Annotated in this window: 18 protein-coding genes; 9 read left to right on the plus strand and 9 right to left on the minus strand. The window is 74.4% G+C overall.

What is annotated here, in order from left to right; all coding sequences use genetic code 11:
• Positions 1–101 (plus strand): integrase core domain-containing protein (locus tag E9565_RS14250; RefSeq protein WP_236835627.1); only part of this gene is annotated, 101 nt, incomplete at its 5' end.
• Here the strand turns inward: E9565_RS14250 and E9565_RS14255 are convergent.
• Genes E9565_RS14255 through E9565_RS14265 form a run of 3 tightly spaced genes read right to left on the minus strand, consistent with a single transcriptional unit; the run spans position 98 to position 2,618 of the window.
• Positions 98–844 carry an ABC transporter permease gene (locus tag E9565_RS14255; RefSeq protein ID WP_236835587.1) on the minus strand — a complete coding sequence of 249 codons (747 nt, stop codon included), beginning with the start codon at positions 842–844 and terminating at the stop codon, positions 98–100. The genes E9565_RS14250 and E9565_RS14255 overlap by 4 nt on opposite strands.
• Positions 841–1,743 (minus strand): ATP-binding cassette domain-containing protein, encoded by a 903-nt coding sequence (locus E9565_RS14260; RefSeq protein ID WP_236835589.1) that lies wholly within the window; start codon positions 1,741–1,743, stop codon positions 841–843. Before E9565_RS14260 ends, E9565_RS14255 begins: the two co-directional genes overlap by 4 nt.
• 44 nt (positions 1,744–1,787) lie before the next feature.
• A complete protein-coding gene (locus E9565_RS14265) occupies positions 1,788–2,618 on the minus strand; it encodes a formate/nitrite transporter family protein (protein ID WP_236826016.1) in 831 nt (276 codons plus the stop codon).
• 262 nt (positions 2,619–2,880) lie between these two features.
• Between E9565_RS14265 and E9565_RS14270 the strand changes: the two genes are divergently transcribed.
• From E9565_RS14270 to E9565_RS14290, 5 genes are all read left to right on the plus strand, one after another.
• The gene (locus E9565_RS14270) at positions 2,881–3,867 is read left to right on the plus strand and encodes an ABC transporter ATP-binding protein (RefSeq protein WP_236835590.1); all 987 of its coding nucleotides are present in this window, start codon (positions 2,881–2,883) and stop codon (positions 3,865–3,867) included.
• Positions 3,864–4,682: an ABC transporter permease gene (locus tag E9565_RS14275; RefSeq protein WP_236826018.1), complete on the plus strand. Its 819-nt coding sequence runs from the start codon at positions 3,864–3,866 to the stop codon at positions 4,680–4,682. The genes E9565_RS14270 and E9565_RS14275 overlap by 4 nt, the downstream gene beginning before the upstream one ends.
• Before the next feature lie 37 nt (positions 4,683–4,719).
• A complete protein-coding gene (locus E9565_RS23310; protein WP_236826019.1) occupies positions 4,720–5,931 on the plus strand; it encodes a sensor histidine kinase in 1,212 nt (403 codons plus the stop codon).
• Positions 5,928–6,533: a response regulator transcription factor gene (locus tag E9565_RS14285; protein ID WP_236826020.1), complete on the plus strand. Its 606-nt coding sequence runs from the start codon at positions 5,928–5,930 to the stop codon at positions 6,531–6,533. The genes E9565_RS23310 and E9565_RS14285 overlap by 4 nt, the downstream gene beginning before the upstream one ends.
• A 185-nt stretch (positions 6,534–6,718) precedes the next feature.
• On the plus strand, positions 6,719–8,167 hold the full coding sequence (locus tag E9565_RS14290; RefSeq protein WP_236826021.1) for a M1 family metallopeptidase: 1,449 nt from the start codon (positions 6,719–6,721) through the stop codon (positions 8,165–8,167).
• A gap of 34 nt (positions 8,168–8,201) precedes the next feature.
• Here the strand turns inward: E9565_RS14290 and E9565_RS14295 are convergent, their stop codons facing one another.
• Positions 8,202–8,828: an FAD-binding oxidoreductase gene (locus E9565_RS14295; RefSeq protein ID WP_236835592.1), complete on the minus strand. Its 627-nt coding sequence runs from the start codon at positions 8,826–8,828 to the stop codon at positions 8,202–8,204.
• Positions 8,829–8,951: 123 nt separating this feature from the next.
• A complete protein-coding gene (locus E9565_RS14300; protein ID WP_236835594.1) occupies positions 8,952–9,560 on the minus strand; it encodes a sulfite oxidase-like oxidoreductase in 609 nt (202 codons plus the stop codon).
• Between the two features lie 160 nt (positions 9,561–9,720).
• Here E9565_RS14300 and E9565_RS14305 point away from each other — a divergent pair, with 160 nt between their 5' ends.
• From E9565_RS14305 to E9565_RS14315, 3 genes are all read left to right on the plus strand, one after another.
• Positions 9,721–10,419, plus strand: a complete 699-nt coding sequence (locus E9565_RS14305) for a succinate dehydrogenase cytochrome b subunit (protein ID WP_236826024.1) — start codon at positions 9,721–9,723, stop codon at positions 10,417–10,419.
• A gap of 13 nt (positions 10,420–10,432) precedes the next feature.
• On the plus strand, positions 10,433–12,379 hold the full coding sequence (locus E9565_RS14310; protein WP_236826025.1) for a fumarate reductase/succinate dehydrogenase flavoprotein subunit: 1,947 nt from the start codon (positions 10,433–10,435) through the stop codon (positions 12,377–12,379).
• Between the two features lie 65 nt (positions 12,380–12,444).
• Entirely contained in the window at positions 12,445–13,200 is a 756-nt protein-coding gene (locus tag E9565_RS14315) for a succinate dehydrogenase/fumarate reductase iron-sulfur subunit (RefSeq protein WP_374201408.1), read from the plus strand.
• Between the two features lie 182 nt (positions 13,201–13,382).
• Here the strand turns inward: E9565_RS14315 and E9565_RS14320 are convergent, their stop codons facing one another.
• The 4 genes from E9565_RS14320 to E9565_RS14335 form a co-directional block, all read right to left on the minus strand.
• Positions 13,383–14,288 carry a DUF1028 domain-containing protein gene (locus E9565_RS14320; protein ID WP_236835596.1) on the minus strand — a complete coding sequence of 302 codons (906 nt, stop codon included), beginning with the start codon at positions 14,286–14,288 and terminating at the stop codon, positions 13,383–13,385.
• 46 nt (positions 14,289–14,334) lie between these two features.
• Positions 14,335–15,324: an LLM class flavin-dependent oxidoreductase gene (locus E9565_RS14325; protein WP_236826028.1), complete on the minus strand. Its 990-nt coding sequence runs from the start codon at positions 15,322–15,324 to the stop codon at positions 14,335–14,337.
• A 69-nt stretch (positions 15,325–15,393) separates the two neighbouring features.
• Entirely contained in the window at positions 15,394–16,011 is a 618-nt protein-coding gene (locus E9565_RS14330; RefSeq protein ID WP_236835598.1) for a hypothetical protein, read from the minus strand.
• A 97-nt stretch (positions 16,012–16,108) separates the two neighbouring features.
• Positions 16,109–16,450, minus strand: a complete 342-nt coding sequence (locus E9565_RS14335; protein ID WP_236826030.1) for a PspC domain-containing protein — start codon at positions 16,448–16,450, stop codon at positions 16,109–16,111.
• Positions 16,451–16,574 lie beyond the last annotated feature (124 nt).

Genomic DNA, 16,574 nt, shown 5'->3' on the forward strand with positions numbered 1-16,574 from the left:
CAGGCTGGCTGCACCAGTACAACCACCACCGGCCCCACACAGCTCTGGGCAACCTCCCGCCCATCACCGGCTGCAGCAACGTCCCCGATCAGTACAGCTAGACGTCCCGCCGCACCAGCACCGCGAGGCCCAGGAGCCAGGCCGCCAACGCCCAGCCGCCGGCCACCAGCAGCCCCGTCTGCCAGGAGGTGGCCACCGACAGGAACGCGTCCTCCCCCACCCGGAAGGCCGGCAGCCGGCGCGAGATGCGCAGGCTGAGCTCGGTACCGGCGATCGCCAGCACCGGGGGGAGCACCAGGACGAGCGCGAGGACGGCGCCGAGCGCCCCGGCCGTCGAGCGCAGCAGCGCGGCGGCGCCGACCGCCAGCACCGCGGTCAGCGCCGCGCCCACGACCTGCAGCCACAGCTGGCGCAGCACGTCGGGGTCGGTGGGCGGGATCCCGCCGGGGACCGCGGTGAGCCGGCTCGCGGCCAGCAGGCACCCGGCGGCCACCAGCGCGGTGAGCAGCACGCTCCAGCCGGCGACGACGATGGTCTTGGCCAGGAGCACCCGACCGCGGCGCGGGACCGCGGTGAAGGTGACCAGCGCCAGGCCGGTGCGGAACTCGGCGCTGACGACCAGCACCGCGAGGACCACGAGCGGCACCGACCCGAAGCCGAAGCCGGTGAGCGCCGAGCTGACGGCGAGGTCCGCGCGCGGCGCCGACTGCGTCGTCGCCGCCGCGAGCCAGCCGGCGCCGCCGGCCAGGAGCACGAAGAGGCCCGAGCACCACCACGTGGAGCGGGTCGAGCGGAGCTTGGTCCACTCGCCGGCGAGCACCGCCCGCAACGGGACGCCGCTCACGGGGCGACCGCCCGGTACTCCACGTCGTCCCCGGTCAGGGCCAGGTAGGCATCCTCCAGGGAGCCGGTGACCGGGCTGAGCTCGTGCAGCCGGACGCCGATGCCGTGCGCGAGGTCGCCGACGTCGGCGGCGGCCAGCCCGTCGATGCGCAGCGCCCCGTCGATCTCCAGCTCGACGTGCCCGCCGGCGCGCTGCACCGCCGACGCCAGCACGGGCGCCTGCGGGCTGCGCACCCGGACGGCGGTGTGCGCGCCGAGGAGGTCGGCCATCGGGACGTCGGCGAGCAGCCGGCCCCGGCCGAGGACGACGAGGTGGTCGGCCGTCTCCTGCATCTCGCTCATCAGGTGGCTGGACACCAGCACCGTCCGCCCCTCGTCCGCGAGGTCGCGCAGCAGCTCGCGCACCCAGCGGATGCCCTCGGGGTCCAGGCCGTTGACCGGTTCGTCGAGGAGCAGCACCTCCGGGTCGCCGAGCAGGGCCGCCGCGATCCCCAGCCGCTGCGCCATGCCGAGGGAGAAGCCGCGCACCCGCTCGTGGGCCACCGGGGCCAGCCCCACCAGCTCGATCACGTCGTCCACCCGGTGCACGGGTAGCCCGTTGCCGCGCGCCAGCGCCAGCAGGTGGGCGTGCGCGGTCCGTCCCGGGTGGCGGGCGCGCGGGTCGACCAGCGCGCCGACCTCCCGCAGCGGGTGGGCCAGGTCGCGGTACGCGCGGCCCCGCACCGTCGCCGTCCCCGCGGTGGGCTGGGCCAGCCCGAGGACGCAGCGGATCGTCGTCGTCTTGCCCGACCCGTTGGGGCCCAGGAAGCCGGTGACCCGGCCCGGCTCCACGGTGACGGTGAGCCGGTCGACCGCCACCCGGGCGCGGTAGCGCTTGGTCAGGCCGCGGAGCTCGATCACGCCGCCAGGATGGCCGACGCCCGCCGCACCCGGTGGCGGCGCCCCTACCGGCCGCGGGCGACGGCGGCGCGCTCCCGCTCGATCAGGTCCTTGCTGCGCACCAGCCGGATCAACGTCACCACGAGCAGCCCCCCGGCCATGTTGAGCAGCACGGTGTACCAGAACCAGGCCAGCCAGTCCCCGTAGCCGAACGGGGCGCCGACGTGGAGGGCCCCGAAGATCAGCAGCGAGTCGAGGATCGAGTGGAAGAGCATGAGCCCGGCCAGCAGGAAGCCGCCGATCACCGATGCGACGATCTTGCCGCCCTCGGAGTGCGCGCCGTGCTGCATGCGCGTCATGAGCGTGATGACGCTGCCGCCCAGGAACGCCAGGGCGACCGACTGCAGGTCCAGCGGCGCCTCCACGAAGTGCCGCGCCGACTCCAGCGCGACGTCGGCCAGGTCGGGGAAGCCCTGCACGACCAGCCACATCACCAGCCAGCCGCCGACGAGGTTCGCGACGAGGGTCCCGATCCACAGCTTGGCCAGCTGCCCGCCGCTGGCGCGTCGGGCGAACACGGCCGTGACGGGCACCAGGAAGCCCTCGGTGAACAGCTCGCTGCGTCCCAGCATGAGGGCGACGAAGCCGATGCTGAACGCCAGCCCGGCGAGCAGCTCGCTGCCGGTCGCCTCGAGCACGGCCAGGAGGGCCAGCACGCCGACGGCCACCTCCAGCCCCCCGGCCAGCCCGGTGGCCAGCACCTCCCGCCAGCGGCGGTGCAGCCGCTGCGCGCCCTCGCTGACGATCTTGTCGAACGCCTCGGCGATCTCGTCCTCGGCCGGGGCGTCGGTCTCCCCCAGCTCGGCGCGCGTGCGCTCCTCGTCCTGGTCCTGCACGGCTCCTCCTCGACGTCCGGGGCACCGGGACCGGGAACGGGCGGCACGTCCTCCCGCGCCCCTACCCGGAGCGCCGCCGGCCACACCGCCCGGCACCCGCGGCATGGGGCGCACCCATGACACGCGTCACGGGTGGGCCGTGCGGAGGGCGCCGCAGGTCGTGAACGACGGCACCCGACCCGGCTCCGTCGGGGCGGCAGGGTCGGAGGTGCGTCCGGAGGACCGGCCCGACGGTGGCCGGCGGACGCACCGAGGAGGGCCCGTGACCGACGTCCACGCGCAACCCGGCCGGCGGCCGACGCACCCCCGCGGGGACGTGCCCGCCGTCGAGGTCACCGACCTGCGGCGCCGGTACGGCGACTTCGAGGCGGTGCGCGGCATCTCCTTCGAGGTGCGCCCCGGCGAGGTGTTCGCGCTGCTCGGCGTGAACGGCGCCGGCAAGACCTCCGCGCTGGAGGTGCTGGAGGGCCTGGCGCGCCCCGACGGCGGGACGGTGCGGATCCTGGGCGCCGACCCCCTCCGGCAGCACGCCGCGGTCCGGCCGCACCTGGGGGTGCTGCTGCAGTCGAGCGGGCTGCCGGGCGACCTCACCGTCGCCGAGACGGTGACCACCTGGGCGCGGACGCTGACCCGCCCGCGCCCGGTCGAGGAGGCCCTGGCGCAGGTCGGCATGGGAGACCGCGCCGACGTCCGGGTGCGCAGCCTCTCCGGCGGCGAACGGCGCCGGCTGGACCTCGCGCTGGCCCTGCTGGGGCGCCCGCGGGTGCTGGTGCTCGACGAGCCGACCACCGGACTGGACCCGGAGAGCCGCCGCACCGTCTGGTCGCTGGTCCGGGAGATGGTGCGGGGCGGCACGGCCGTGGTGCTCACCACCCACCACCTCGAGGAGGCCGAGGAGCTCGCCGACCGCATCGCGATCCTGCGCGCCGGCCGGATCGAGCTGGAGGGCACCCCGGAGGAGATCACCGCGACGCAGCCGGCCACCGTCCGCTTCACCCTCGGGCCGGCCGCGCCCCCGCTGCCGGCGCTGCCCGGCGTGCGCCTGGTCGAGCCCGCGCCCCGCGTGGAGCTGCACACCCGCGACCTGCAGCCGGCGCTCACCGCCCTGCTCGGCTGGGCCGCCGCCGAGGACGTCGCCCTGGGTGGGCTCCAGGCGCGGTCGGCCTCCCTGGAGCAGGCGTTCCTCGCCGTCGCCGACGGCGACCCCACCACCCACCCGACCCGCCTCGAGACCGGGAGCACCCGATGACCACCGCCACGACCACCGCTCCGCCCGCCACCGGGCCGAGCCGCACCCGCCGCACGCTCGCGCTCGCCGGCGCGGAGACCAGGCTGTTCCTCCGCAACCGCACCGCGGTCGTGAACTCGGTGCTGCTGCCGCTCCTGCTGGTGGCCGCCGTGCCCGCGCTCGGCGTCGGGGGAGGTGAGGTCGCCGTGGGCCCGCGGCTGCTGGTCAGCGCCATCGGCGTGATGCTGGTCTTCCTGACCTACTACAACCTGCTCACCACGTTCGTCGCCCGCCGCCAGGAGCTGGTGCTGCAGCGGATGCGCACCGGCGAGCTGACCGGCACCGAGGTGGTCCTCGGGATCGCCGCCCCGACGCTGCTGGTCACCGTCGGCCAGGTGGCGCTGGTCGGGATCGGGGTCGCCGTCCTCGGGGAGTGGTCGGCGCCGGTCGACGTCGTCCTGCCGCTGGTCGCGCTCGTCGGCGGCGCGGCGCTCATGCTGCTGCTGGCGGCGGCGAGCACCGCGTTCACCCGCACCTCCGAGAGCGCCCAGATCACCGCCCTGCCGTTCCTGGTGGTGTCCTCCTCGCTGTGCGGGGTGTTCTTCCCCCTCTCCGTGCTGCCCGACGTGCTCGCCACCGCGGCCCGGATGCTGCCGCTGACCCCGGTGGTCGAGCTCGCCCAGCTGGGCCTGGCCGGCACCACCTGGGACGGCCAGGGGGTCGGGTGGGCCGGCGCGTGGACCGAGGCCCTGGTCCCGCTGGCGGTGCTCGCCGCATGGCTCGGCATCGGCGCCTCGCTCGCCCGGCGCTGGTTCCGCTGGGCGCCGCGGCGGTGAGCGGGGGCGCCCCGGGGCGGTGCGGCAGCATGGCGGCGTGCCGACCGTGATGCGCTGGTGGAGGAGCCGCTCCGACGCCGAGCGCATCGAGCTCTACACCCGGTGGTCCTTCTACACGTTCCTCGGGGCGGTGCCGCTGTTCGCCGTCGGTGTGCTGGGGGCGGCCACCTCCCCCGTGCCCGCCCCCGCCGTCGCCCTGTTCCTCGCGGGCGCCGCCGGCACCGCCGTCGGCGGGGTGGTGGTGACCCGCCGGGGCTTGGCCGCGCACCGCCGGGAGGAGCCGCTCCCCGCCGGGCCGGTGGCCGGCGCGTTCGCGGCGGCCGGCGTGATGGCCGCCGCCGGTGCCTGGGCGTTCCGCACCGGTGACCCCTCCCCCGTCGTGCCGTGGTCGGTGGCGCTGCCCCTCGGCATGGTGCTGACGGCCTGCTCGACGGTCTGGACCACCCGGCAGCTGCTCCCGCACACGCTCGCCATCGGGGTGCTCAGCGGGGTCGCCGCGGGCCTGGACGGGACCCCCGTGGCCGCGGCCGTGACGCAGGGCGTCGTCCTCGCGATCGCGGTGCTCGCGGTGGTGCTCGCCTTCCGCTTCTCGGTGTGGGTGCTCGACGTGGTGCAGGAGATGGCCCGCAGCCGCGGCGTGCAGCTGCAGCTCGCGGTCGCCGAGGAGCGGCTCCGCTTCGCCCGCGACCTGCACGACGTCATGGGTCGCGACCTCTCCACCATCGCGGTGAAGAGCCAGCTCGCCGGCGAGCTGGTGCGCCGCGGCCAGCCGGGGGCCGCCGAGGAGCTGGCCGACATCGCGCGCATCGCCGAGGGGTCGCTGCGCGAGGTGCGCGAGGTGGTGCGGGGGTACCGGTCGGTCGACCTCGCCGGCGAGCTGGCCGGCGCCCGCTCGGTGCTCCGGGCGGCCGGGGTCGCCTGCACCGTCACCGGTGAGGACGCCGGCACCGCGCTGCCCGAGCAGGTGCAGACGGCGTTCGGCTGGGTGGTGCGCGAGGCGGTGACCAACGTGCTGCGGCACAGCCGCGCCACGGAGTGCACGATCACCCTGTCCGTCGCGCCGGAGGAGGTGCAGCTGTCCGTGGTCAACGACGGCACCGGCGACGGCGACCGCGGCTGGGGCAACGGCCTCACCGGGCTGGCCGAGCGGCTGGCCGGGCTGGACGGCCGACTGCGCGCCCACGCGGCGGACGGCCGGTTCCTGCTGGCGGCGACGCTGCCGAGGGCCGTCGCGGGGGTGGCGCGGTGATCCGCGTGCTCCTGGCCGACGACGAGAACCTGATCCGCTCGGCGCTGGCCGCTCTCCTTGCCCTGGAGGAGGACCTGTCGGTCGTCGCCGAGGCCGCCTCGGCCGCGGAGGCGCTCGCGATGGCCCGGGCGCACGCGCCGGACGTCGCCGTCCTCGACCTCCAGCTGCCCGACCGCGACGGCATCTCGCTCGCCGCCGAGCTCGCGACCGTCGTCCCCGGCTGCGGGCTGGTGATCGTCACCGGGCACGGCCGCCCGGGCCACCTCAAGCGGGCGCTGGAGGCCGGCGTCCGCGGCTTCCTGCCCAAGACGGTGAGCGCGGCGGTGCTCACCTCCGTCGTCCGCACCGTGCACGGCGGAGGACGCTACGTCGACCCGGAGCTGGCCGCCGAGGCGATCAGCGCCGGGGACAGCCCCCTGACCCCGCGGGAGGCCGACATCCTGGAGCTGGCCGCCGGCGGGGCGCCGGTGGAGGAGATCGCCGCGCGGGCCCACCTCTCCCCGGGCACGGTGCGCAACCACCTGTCCGCCGCGGCGGCCAAGCTCGGCGCCCCCAACCGGCACGCCGCCGTCACCGAGGCCCGCCGGCGGGGCTGGCTCTGACGCCGGCGGCGTCCGCCTCGGGGGCCCCGCCGCCGGTCGCAGCCCGCGACGACGCGTGCCCACGGGGTGGCCCCACGCGGGGCGGCCGCGGGGCCGCGCGGTCGCACACCGAACGAGCCGACGCCGGGCCGTTACCGTCGCGCTCCCCCGCGCAGCAGGTGGCGCGACGGCTCGGAGGAGCGGCCATGTCCCGGAAACTCCCGCTGCTGACCGCGACGACCGTGGTGGTGCTCGGCCTGAGCCCCGGCGCCGCGCTCGGCGACGAGGGCCCCGCGCCGGGCGCCCCCGGCATCGGGGACCCCTACTTCCCGCTCGACGGCAACGGCGGCTACGACGTCCTCCACTACGACCTCGACCTCCGCTACGACCCGGCCACCGACGTCCTCGACGGGGTCGCGACCATCACCGCGCGGGCGCTGCAGGACCTCTCCGCCTTCAACCTGGACCTGCAGGGCATGGAGGTGCGCTCCGTGCGGGTGGGCTCGGCCGAGGCGACGTGGGTGCGCGAGGGCGGCGAGCTCACCATCACGCCGGCGAGGGCGCTGCCCGCCGGGCAGCGCTTCGCCGCCACGGTCACCTACGACGGCGTGCCGGGGACCATCACCGACGCGCTCGGCACCTCCGGTTTCATGCACACCGACGACGGGGCGGTCGTCGCCGGCCAGCCCGACGGGGCGGCCACCTGGTTCCCCGCCAACGACCACCCGCGCGACGCCGCCTCGGTCGACGTGCGGGCGACCGTGCCGGAGGGGCTGGAGGCCGTCTCCAACGGCGTCCTGGGCGGCAGCCGCACCGCGGACGGGTGGACCACCTGGGAGTGGCGCGCGCAGGAGCCGATGGCCACCTACCTGGTGACGCTGGCGATCGGCGAGTTCGAGCTGCGGGAGCACCGGGCCGACGGCATCCGGTTCTGGGACGCCCTCGACCCCGACCTGTTCACCCTCGACCTCGACCCCGAGGCGGAGGGCCCGTCCGCCGGGGAGGTCGCCGAGGCGTCGCTGGCCCGGCAGCCGGAGATCATCGGCTTCCTCTCCGAGTTCTTCGGCCGGCCCTACCCGTTCCGCCCGGCCGGCGGGATCGTCGACGACCACCCGGAGTTCCAGTTCGCGCTGGAGACGCAGACCCGGTCGATCTACGCGCCGGTGTTCTTCACCGACCCGGTCAGCGGCGACCTGGTGGTGGTGCACGAGCTCGCGCACCAGTGGATCGGCGACCTGGTGCGCATCGACGAGTGGCGGCACATCTGGCTCAACGAGGGGTTCGCCACCTACGCCGAGTGGCTGTGGCTCGAGCGCGAGGGGCTCTCCACGCCGCAGCAGGAGTTCGACGCCATCGCCGCCGGTGCGCCGCCGGAGTTCTGGGACCTGACCATCGGCGACCCGGGCCCGGCCACGGAGGACCTCTTCGACATCGCGGTCTACTACCGCGGCGCGATGACCCTCCACGCGCTGCGCGGAGCGGTGGGCGACGACGCCTTCACCTCGATCGTCCAGCGGTGGGTGGCCTCGCAGGCCGGCGGCACGGCGACGACCGAGGAGTTCGTCGCCCTCGCGGAGGAGGTGTCGGGGCAGCAGCTGGACGAGCTCTTCGAGCTCTGGTTGTCCACCCCGGGTAACCCCACCGCGGCCGGCTGACAGCATCGGGCGGCCCAGGGCCCGGACGGGGCCCTCAGCCGCTCGGGCCGAACTGCTCGACGCGGATGTCCGCCGCCGGGGTGCCCAGGGTCTCCAGCAGCCGGGTGGCCGCACCCGCGAACGCCGCGGATCCGCAGACGTAGGCCGTCTGCCCCGGCTCCCACAGCGGCACCAGGTCCACGGCGGTGAGCCGCCCCGCGGGCCGGATGCCGCGCGGCTCGCGGGTGGTCACGACCAGCGCGCCGGCGTCGAGCAGCTCGTCGGCGTAGGGCAGCAGCTCCAGCGTGCGCACGCTGACCGCGGTGCGCAGCCGGTCGGTGCGCCCCAGCGCCCGCGCGGTGCGCAGCATCGACACGAACGGCACCACCCCGCTGCCGCCGGCGACCAGCAGCGCCGGGCTCTCGGTGTCCCACACGAACCAGCCGCCGATCGGCCCGCGGACCTCGAGGACGTCGCCGGGCTCCACGACGTCGGCCAGGTGGGTGGAGACCTCGCCGTCGTCGAGCCGCTCGACGAACAGCTCGACCAGCGGATCCCCCGGCGCCGAGGCCACCGAGTACGACCGCTGGGCGGTGTAGCCGTCCGGCGCGGTCAACCGCACCACGTAGTGCTGGCCGGGCAGGTGGTCGACCCGGTCGGCGACGTCCAGCCGGAGCTGCACCGAACGGGGCACCGGGCGCCGCACGCCCGCGACCGTCGCCGTCCGCCACCCCCCTGACGGCGCCCTCACGGCCCCGTCCAGATGCTCGCCGCGAGCTCGCGAGCGGTGAGGGGGGCGGGGTCCTCAATCACCCTGGTACCGCTGCTGCCGCCACGGGTCGCCCCGGTCGTGGTAGCCGTTCTGCTCCCAGAAGCCGGGCTGGTCGCGCCGGAGCAGCGTGAGCTTGCTGATCCACTTGGCACTCTTCCAGAAGTACAGGTGCGGCACCAGCAGCCGGACGGGCCCGCCGTGCTCAGGGGTGAGCGGGCGGCCGTCGAAGTCCCAGACCAGCCACGCCCTGCCCCCGGTCACGTCGGCGAGCGGCAGGTTGGTGGTGTAGCCGGTCTTCGACGTCGCCATGACGAACTGCGCCTCGGCGGTCGGCCGGGCGGCGTCCAGCAGCGTGTCGACCGAGACCCCCGAGAAGCGGGTGTCGAACTTCGACCACGTGGTGACGCAGTGGATGTCGCCGCGGTACTCCGACGGGGGCAGCCGGTGGGCCTCGTCCCACGACCAGGTGGTGGGCTGCTCGACCTGGCCGTCGACGGTGATGCTCCACGTCTCCGGGGTGATGCGCGGGGTCGGCTCGGCGGTGAGGACCGGCCAGTCGGCGCCGACGTCGTACTGGCCGGGGGGCAGCCGGGGGTCGCGCTCGCGACGGCGGCCGAGGAAGCCACGGGTGGGGGTGGGCACGTGCACAGCCTGCCCGCCGCGGGGCGGTGTGACCACCGGCCCGGCCGCGTCACGTCGAGCGCGGCGGCGGGCTCCCCGGTGAGGGTCGCCTTACATGAGGTGTGTCACCTCGTGTTTGGTTGGTGGCAAGCACCGTGTAGTCCTAGCGTGGGGACTTGTGGTGACGGTGGAGCACGCGCAGCGCAGGACCCCCAAGGTGGCGAAGACCAACTCGGTCTTCAAGAAGGCCGTGATGGCCGTCAGCGGCATCATCATGGTGCTGTACCTGATCGCGCACGTGATCGGGAACCTGAAGGCCTTCTCGGGCGCCGAGGCGTTCAACTCGTACTCGGGCTGGATCCGGACGGTCGGCAACCCGGCGCTGCCGGGCCAGACGACGCTCTGGGCCATCCGCATCGTGCTGCTGGTCGCGGTGGTGGCGCACTTCTGGGCCGCCGTCTCGCTGTGGCGCCAGGCCAAGCGGGCCCGCCCCCAGGGCTACGTCACCAAGAAGGCCACCGCGCAGAGCTACGCGTCGCGCACCATGCGCTGGGGCGGCGTGATCATCGGCGCGTTCATCATCTACCACGTCCTCGACCTGACCACCGGCACGGTGAACGCCGAGGGCTTCGACAGCACGCCGTACGAGCGGCTGGTCGCCAGCTTCCAGAACCCCTTCGTCACGATCTTCTACGCCATCTCGGTGATCCTCCTGGGCATGCACCTGCGCCACGGCATCTGGAGCGCCACGCAGACCCTGGGGCAGAGCAACCGGCGCCGCGAGAAGACCGTCAGCGCCTTCGCCGTGGCGTTCGCGACGGTGCTGACCATCGGCTTCCTGCTCGTGCCCTTCTCCGTCCTCTTCGGGCTCATCGACTAAGGAGCTCCCCCCGATGCCTCTCGAGCTGTTCACCGTCGGCGAGCCGATCGCCGACACCAAGGCCCCCACCGACGTCCCGATCGGCGAGCGCTGGAGCGAGCGCAAGTTCCGCGGCCGCCTGGTCAACCCGGCCAACCGCCGCAAGCTGACGGTCATCGTCGTCGGCACCGGTCTGGCCGGCGGTTCCGCCGCCGCCACGCTGGGCGAGGCCGGCTACAAGGTGAAGTCGTTCTGGTACCAGGACAGCCCGCGCCGCGCGCACAGCGTCGCCGCGCAGGGCGGGATCAACGCCGCGAAGAACTACCGCAACGACGGCGACAGCGTGCACCGGCTGTTCTACGACACGGTCAAGGGCGGCGACTTCCGCTCCCGCGAGAACAACGTGCACCGCCTCGCCGAGGTCAGCGTCAACATCATCGACCAGTGCGTCGCGCAGGGCGTGCCCTTCGCCCGCGAGTACGGCGGCCTGCTCGACAACCGCTCCTTCGGTGGCACGCAGGTCTCCCGCACCTTCTACGCCCGCGGCCAGACGGGCCAGCAGCTGCTCTACGGCGCCTACCAGGCCCTCGAGCGGCAGATCGCGGCCGGCAGCGTCGAGCAGCACGCGCGCACCGAGATGCTGGACCTGATCGTGGTCGACGGCCGCGCCCGCGGCATCGTCGCCCGCGACCTGGTCAGCGGCGAGATCAGCACCCACTTCGCCGACGCCGTCGTCATCGCCAGCGGTGGCTACGGCAACGTCTTCTACCTGTCCACGAACGCCAAGGGCTCCAACGCCACGGCGATCTGGCGGGCGCACAAGCGGGGCGCGTACTTCGCCAACCCCTGCTACACCCAGATCCACCCCACCTGCATCCCGGTCAAGGGCGACTACCAGTCGAAGCTGACCCTGATGTCGGAGTCCCTCCGCAACGACGGCCGCGTGTGGGTGCCCAAGGAGCGCGGCGACACCCGCGACCCGCGGGAGATCCCCGAGAGCGAGCGCGACTACTACCTCGAGCGGCTCTACCCCTCGTTCGGCAACCTGGTCCCCCGCGACATCGCCTCCCGCCAGGCGAAGAACGTGTGCGACGAGGGCCGCGGCGTCGGCCCCGGCGGGCTGGGGGTGTACCTGGACTTCGCCGAGGCGATCGAGCGGCTGGGCCGCCCGGCGGTCGAGGCGAAGTACGGCAACCTCTTCGACATGTACGCCCAGATCACGGGCGAGGACCCCTACGCGGTCCCCATGCGGATCTACCCGGCGGTGCACTACACGATGGGCGGCCTGTGGGTCGACTACGACCTGCAGTCGACGATCCCGGGCATGTTCGTGATCGGTGAGGCGAACTTCTCCGACCACGGCGCGAACCGGCTCGGCGCCTCGGCGCTCATGCAGGGCCTGGCCGACGGCTACTTCGTGCTGCCGTCGACGATCAGCAGCTACCTGGCCGACGGCCCGTTCGAGAAGGTCGACGAGAGCCACCCGGCCGCGGTGGAGGCGCTCACCGGCGTGCAGGAGCAGGTGCAGAAGCTGCTCAGCATCAACGGCAACCGCACCCCGGCGTCCTTCCACCGCGAGGTCGGCCAGCTGATGTGGGACCTCTGCGGCATGGAGCGCACGGACGAGGGCCTGCGCAAGGCCATCGACCGCATCCAGGAGATCCGCCAGGAGTTCTGGACCAACCTGAAGGTCACCGGCGACTGGCACTCGTTCAACCAGACGCTGGAGCACGCCGGCCGGGTCGCCGACTTCATCGAGCTCGCCGAGCTGATGTGCATCGACGCCCTGCACCGCCGCGAGAGCTGCGGCGGCCACTTCCGCGCGGAGAGCCAGACCCCGGAGGGCGAGGCGCTGCGCGACGACGAGAACTTCGCCTACGTGGCGGCCTGGGAGTGGACGCCGGAGGGCCAGCCCCCGGTGCTGCACCGGGAAGCCCTCGAGTACGAGTACGTCCACCTCGCCCAGCGGAGCTACAAGTGACAGCCACACACGAAGGCGCGATGCGCTCCAGCGTCGGCAACCCCGGGGCGGAGAGCAAGCGCGGGATGAACCTGACGCTGCGCATCTGGCGTCAGCAGGGGCCGACGGTCAAGGGCAAGATGGTGACCTACAAGATCACCGACATCTCCCCCGACATGTCGTTCCTCGAGATGCTCGACGTGCTCAACGAGCAGCTGATCATGCAGGGCGACGACCCGGTCGCCTTCGACCACGACTGCCGCGAGGGCATCTGCGGCATGTGCGGCGTCATGATCAACGGCCAGGCGCACGGCCCGCAGCAGACGACCACCTGCCAGCTGCACATGCGGTCGTTCGCCGACGGCGACACGATCGACATCGAGCCGTGGCGGGCCACCGCGTTCCCGATCATCAAGGACCTCGCGGTCGACCGGCGGGCGTTCGACCGGATCATCCAGGCCGGCGGCTACATCAGCGTCCCGACCGGGACCGCCCCGGAGGCGCACGCCACCCCGGTGCCCAAGGCCGACTCGGACGCCGCGTTCGACGCCGCGACCTGCATCGGCTGCGGCGCCTGCGTGGCGGCCTGCCCGAACGCCTCCTCGATGCTGTTCACCGCTGCGAAGGTGACGCACCTGGGGCTGCTCCCCCAGGGTCAGCCCGAGCGCAACGACCGCGTGGTCAACATGGTGGCGCAGCAGGACCGCGAGGGCTTCGGCGGCTGCACCAACATCGGCGAGTGCTCGGCCTCCTGCCCCAAGGGCATCTCGATGGAGACGATCTCGCGGCTCAACCACGACCTCCTCGGCGCCCTGCGCGCCGGCGCGCGGCCGAAGAGCTGAGCACCGGCCCCGTCCGACGACGGGGCCGCCGCGACGGGCGGGCACCCACTCCGGGTGTCCGCCCGTCGCGCTCTCCGGGCCCCGGCGCCGTCGTCACCGTGATGAGCGGCCCGGCCGTCGCGCTGTACCGGACCACCGGCCCGGGCGGCACGGCCGGGGAGAGGCCCGTCGCGCCGCGGCGATCAGCTGGGCGGGACCGGCGGGATGATCCGGTCGACGACGTCGGCCGGCATGAGCCCGGCCTTGCCGAATCGGCTGGCGGCCTCGATGAACTGCGGCGCGGTGGCGGCGAGGTCGACGAGCATCGCGCGGGCGTCGTCCTCCCGTCCGGCGAGCGCCGCGACGACGGCCCGCCACATCAGCTGGTCGGGCTCGCTGACCGGGTCCATCGGCCGGAGCAGCTCCAGCTCGCGGTCGGCGGTGACCGGGTCGCCGTCGATGGCCTGCTGGAACGCGCGGACGACGTCCTGGTAGCGGGCGCGCGTGACGGTGAGGTCGGCCAGCACACCCAGCGGGTCCGGGGAGTCGTCGACCCGCAGGTCGACCACCATGTCGTGCCAGGGGCGGCCGGTGGTGGTCGCGCGGACGACCATGATCGCGGCCGACCGGCGCCCCCGGAAGTCCCCGCCGGCCTCCTCCCCCGCCACCAGGGAGTTGAGCAACCGCTGGGCGAGCGGGCCCGAGGAGCCCTCGAACCGCTCCACCATCGCCTCCCACACCGCCGGGGAGCTGGCCATGTTGGCCAGGCCGACGCAGGTGTCGCCGATGAGGTGCCCGGCGGCGTCGACGCAGCTGGTTCCGGTGTACACGGCGAAGTCGCCGGCCAGGCCCAGCACGGCGACCTGCCGGCGCTCGGGCTGCGGGTCGACGCTGCTGAGCGCCGTCAGGACCTCCTGGGCGGTGAAACCGCCGCGGAGCAGGTCGAGGCCGACGGCGCCGTACATGGGCTCGGCCATCGACTGCGTCGCGATGACGCCGTGCCCGGGGAGGGCGAAGGGGACACTGTTGCCGACCGCGAAGGCCTGGGACTGCGTGGCGACGCCCATCTCCCCGGTCTCCGGGTCGCGGGCCACGATCGAGTACGTCACCGCCGCCGCCTACCCGCGTCGCCCCGGGGGCCGAAACACGGGTGCGTCACAGCGCGCGCGGAGCCATCGCCCCGGCGACGAGCTCCACCGACCGCAGCCGCCCCTCGAGGGACCCCGACTGGTGGGCGACGATCAGCTCGTCGGCGTCGGCGAGCTTCGCGAACCCCTCCAGGTGCTCGCGCACCTCGTCCGGGGTGCCGACGGCGGTGTGGGTGAGCATCGTGCCGACGTGCTGGCCGGCGCCCTGGGCGAGCAGCTGGTCGGCCTGCTCGTCGGTGAGCGCCCGGCCACGGCCGAACAGGCCGACGGCCAGGTTCCGGCGCACCGCCTGGAGCTGGTCCTGGGCGGCCGCGGTGCTGTCGGCGGCGACCACGTTGACACCGGCGATGACGTAGGGCTCGGCGAGCTGCTCGGAGGGCTTGAACTCCCGCCGGTAGGCGGCGACCGCGGGCTCCAGCATGGCGGGCGCGAAGTGCGAGGCGAAGGCGTAGGGCAGGCCCAGGGCGGCGGCGAGCGTGGCGCCGAACATCGAGGAGCCCAGCACGTACAGCGGCACCCGCGAGCCCTTGCCGGGGATCGCGTCGACGCCGGGCACCCGCGTCTCACCGGCGAGGTAGGCCTGCAGCTCGAGCACGTCCTGCGGGAACGTGTCGGCCGAGCGCGGGTCGCGGCGCAGCGCGTACATGGTGTTCTGGTCGCTGCCGGGCGCGCGTCCCAGGCCCAGGTCGATGCGGCCCGGGTACATCGCGTCCAGCGTGCCGAACTGCTCGGCGATCGTCAGCGGCGAGTGGTTGGGCAGCATGACGCCGCCGGCGCCCAGCCGGATGCTGCGGGTCTGCGCGCCGACGTGGGCGATGAGCACGCTGGTGGCCGACGACGCGATCGTGGGCATGTTGTGGTGCTCGGCGTACCAGACCCGCGCGTAGCCGTGCTCCTCGGCGCGCTGGGCGAGGGCGACGCTGGCCGCGATGGCGCTGCTCGCGGTCTCCCCGCGCGGGATGGGTGCCAGGTCGAGGACGGACAGGGTGGTGCTCATCTGCGGTGCAAGCCTTTCGCGTCGGTTGCACCGGGCAACGCCGTCCGGCCGCGGCTGCTTCCCCGCGGGTCAGCGGCTCTGCAGCGCGTCCAGGGCCACCGCCATCGCCGCCGCCACCCGGACGTCCAGCCGGGGGTCGGGGACGGTCACCGTGTAGTGGTCGCGCAGCGCGATCCGCTTCTGGCTGCTCATCACGGGCGCCCCGGACCGGCTGTCGGTGAAGTCGAAGTGGAAGACGAAAGGCATCGGGATGGCGTCCAGGAACGGGATGAGGTCCCAGACCCGGCGCAGCACCGCGATGAACGGGTTGCGCTCCCGGCCGACCGCCTCGACGCCCGGCGCGGAGAGGTGCCAGGTGGAGCGCAGCAGGCTGGCCCCGAAGTCCTTGCGGAAGTAGCCGATCGGCTGGCCGTGCTCGTCCAGGACGTCGTGCTCGGCGCCGACGTCGAGGCGCTGCCGGGCCTTGAAGGAGAACGCCCGCCGGCTCTTCCCCGCGTCGGCGAAGAAGACGACCTCCTCGCGGAGCTTCATCCGCTTCTGCTCGGCGAGGGCGAGGAGCCGGCCCTCGCTGCCGTCGGGGTTCGCGGCCAGCACCTCGTAGCGGTTGACCATCATCGTCACCCGCTGCCGCACGAAGAACGTCGGGACGACGGCCGGGGCCGGCTGGGATCCGGAGGGGTGGGTCACGTCGGTGCTCCGTCGCTGCTCGGGGCCGTGGCCCGCCCATCGTGGCGGACCGGCGCCGGTCGGGGGCCGGCGCCGGTCCGCGTGTCGACCGCCGGGGTCACCGCGGCGGGGCCGGCCGGCGCCCGGTGAGGGTCTCGTGCAGCCGCTGGACCAGCCGCTCCAGCGGGCTCGGGGTCTCGTCGCTGCGGGGCGGTCCGGCGGGCATCAGCACCCAGAGCAGCAGGTAGACCAGGACACCGGCCCCACCGGCGACGGTGAGGCCGACGAAGCCGACGCGCCAGAGCACGGCGTCGATGCCGCTGTAGTCGGCCAGGCCGCCGCAGACACCGCCGGCCATCCGGTCGGTGGTGCTGCGGCGGAGCTCCGGCCGCCCCGACGGGGGCTGCTGCGCCTCGCCGGGGGCGTCGGCGGGAGGAGGGAGAGGAACCGAGTTCGTCATGCCACGAGCCTGCCGCCGACGTCGCGCCCTGGACATCCGGTGACACCCGGAACCGCCCCTGGTTCTGCGCTCAGGGTCGGCCCTGGTGGGACGCGGGCATGCCGCGGGCCTACGTCACCGGGGG

The sequence above is a fragment of the Blastococcus sp. KM273129 genome (assembly GCF_021698995.1).
In the GTDB taxonomy this organism is placed as follows: domain Bacteria; phylum Actinomycetota; class Actinomycetes; order Mycobacteriales; family Geodermatophilaceae; genus Blastococcus.

Excerpts from the sequence above, each read along its gene's own strand:
- E9565_RS14275 (WP_236826018.1), top strand. The coding sequence starts at position 3,864 with ATGACCACCGCCACGACCACCGCTCCGCCCGCCACCGGGCCGAGCCGC.
- E9565_RS14290 (WP_236826021.1), top strand. The coding sequence starts at position 6,719 with ATGTCCCGGAAACTCCCGCTGCTGACCGCGACGACCGTGGTGGTGCTC.
- E9565_RS14310 (WP_236826025.1), top strand. The coding sequence starts at position 10,433 with ATGCCTCTCGAGCTGTTCACCGTCGGCGAGCCGATCGCCGACACCAAG.
- E9565_RS14315 (WP_374201408.1), top strand. The coding sequence starts at position 12,445 with ATGAACCTGACGCTGCGCATCTGGCGTCAGCAGGGGCCGACGGTCAAG.
- E9565_RS14325 (WP_236826028.1), bottom strand. The coding sequence starts at position 15,324 with ATGAGCACCACCCTGTCCGTCCTCGACCTGGCACCCATCCCGCGCGGG.
- E9565_RS14335 (WP_236826030.1), bottom strand. The coding sequence starts at position 16,450 with ATGACGAACTCGGTTCCTCTCCCTCCTCCCGCCGACGCCCCCGGCGAG.